General features: G+C 70.6%; 2 protein-coding genes. Both read right to left on the reverse strand.

The window, feature by feature from the left end:
- Nucleotides 1-78: 78 nt before the first annotated feature.
- On the reverse strand, nucleotides 79-768 hold the full coding sequence (locus EIO58_RS17300; RefSeq protein ID WP_240658976.1) for a FadR/GntR family transcriptional regulator: 690 nt from the start codon (nucleotides 766-768) through the stop codon (nucleotides 79-81).
- A 93-nt stretch (nucleotides 769-861) separates the two neighbouring features.
- Nucleotides 862-1,763, reverse strand: a 902-nt coding sequence (locus tag EIO58_RS17305; RefSeq protein ID WP_164861842.1) for a molybdopterin-dependent oxidoreductase, incomplete at its 5' end; no start/stop codon positions are given.

The raw sequence follows: 1,763 nt of genomic DNA on the forward strand, positions 1-1,763 counted from the left end.
CGATCGAGCAGCTGCGGGTCGTGCTGGCGGGCTGACGCTCGCGGCACCGGCCTCCGAGTCGCGGGCCCGGCGCCGGGCTCAGGTGATCGGCATCCCCAGCACGACGCCGCCGAAGTGCCGGCGCATCGCGAGGCGGGCGCCGACGGCGTCGCCGGTGGCGATCGCGTCGACGATGTCGTAGTGGATGCTGTCGGTGCGGCCGCCGGGCTCGGGAACGCCCTCGGCCACCTCTTGGCGGCGGGCCGCGATGTCGTCGCGCAGCACGTGGCTGATTCCCTCGTGAAGGAATCGCAGCACGGGGTTGTCGACGATGCCCTGCAGCCTGCTGTGGAACGTGACGTCCGCCTCGTGGGCGTCGTCGAAGTCCGCGGCGGACTGCGAGGCCACCATCCGGTCGACGTCGCCGCGAAGCTGTGCGACCTGCTCGGGTGTCGCGCGCCGCGCGGCCGCCTCGGCCAGCGCCTCTTCGAGCAGCAGGCGGGACTCCGAGAATTCGGTGTCCGTCAGGTAGCCGAGATCGCGCGCGATGCGGAAGTAGGTGCGCACGAAGTCGTACGACGGACTCGCGAGGAACGTGCCGCGGCCCTGCGTGCGGTCGATGAAACCGAGTCTTTCGAGCACGGCCAGCTGCTCGCGCAGCGCACCCCGGCTCATACCGAGCGCCTCGCCGAGCACGCGCTCGGGCGGAAGGCGGCGTCTTCCGCTGTCTTCATCGAGCGTCGCGAGTTCGCGCAGGCGTGCGACGAGCGCTTCCAGTTGATCAGGCACAACAAACCTCCCCAGACAGGCGGACCCGCTCCCCAGTGGGCCTCGCCAAGGGGCATGCTACAGGCCCGAGGCGTCTGGTAGTACCAATCGGCGTCAGAACACCTGCACAAATCTCTCGTGCCAGCCGGTCGCGCCGTCCGGTGCGGGGGCCGCACGATCCGGTGTCTGGCGCAGCCCGTCCTTGCCCGTCGCCCGGCAGCGCAGCAGGTGAGCGCCCTCGGTCGCCGTCCACGGCAGGCTCCACTGCACCCACGTGTCGTCCGAGATCGTGGTCGCCAGTGCCGCCTCCTGCCATGGGCCCTCGTCGACCTGCACTTCGACGCCGGCGATGCCGACACCCTGGTGCCACGCCACGCCTGCGATGACGGCATCCCCCGCACTCAAGCCCTGCCCCTTGCGCGGCACGTCGATGCGGGACTGCAGCTTGATGGGGCCGCGCTCCGACCACCCGCGGTCGGTCCAGTACGCCCGTGCGCGGTCGAAGCGTGTGACCTCGAGGCTCTCCACCCACTTCGTCGCCGACACGTAGCCGTACAGTCCCGGAACGACCAGCCGCGCCGGAAAGCCGTGCTCGATCGGCAGCGGCTCGTCGTTCATCCCCACCGCGAGGATCGCGTTGCGCCCGTCGGTGAGCGCCTCGAGAGGCGTGGATGCCGTGAACCCGTCGACCGACCGCGACAGGACCATGTCGGCATCCGGGTCCGGCCGCGCCCGTTCCAGCAGGCTGCGCACCGGATAGCCGAGCCACTTCGCGTTGCCGATCAGTGTGCCTCCGACCTCGTTCGAGACGCAGGCGAGGGTCGTCCAGCTCTCTTCCAGCGGCAGCGCGAGGAGGTCGTCCCACGTGAGCTCGAACTCCTCGGCGACCATCCCGTGAATCCGCAGCCGCCAGTCCTCGGGGTGGACCTCGGGCACGATGAGTGCGGTGTCGATGCGGTAGAACCGGTCGTTCGCCGTGACCACGCGTGCGAGCCCCGGGATGCCGAGCTCCGCCC

It is taken from the genome of Microbacterium sp. CPCC 204701, from assembly GCF_004010105.1.
Lineage (GTDB): Bacteria > Actinomycetota > Actinomycetes > Actinomycetales > Microbacteriaceae > Microbacterium.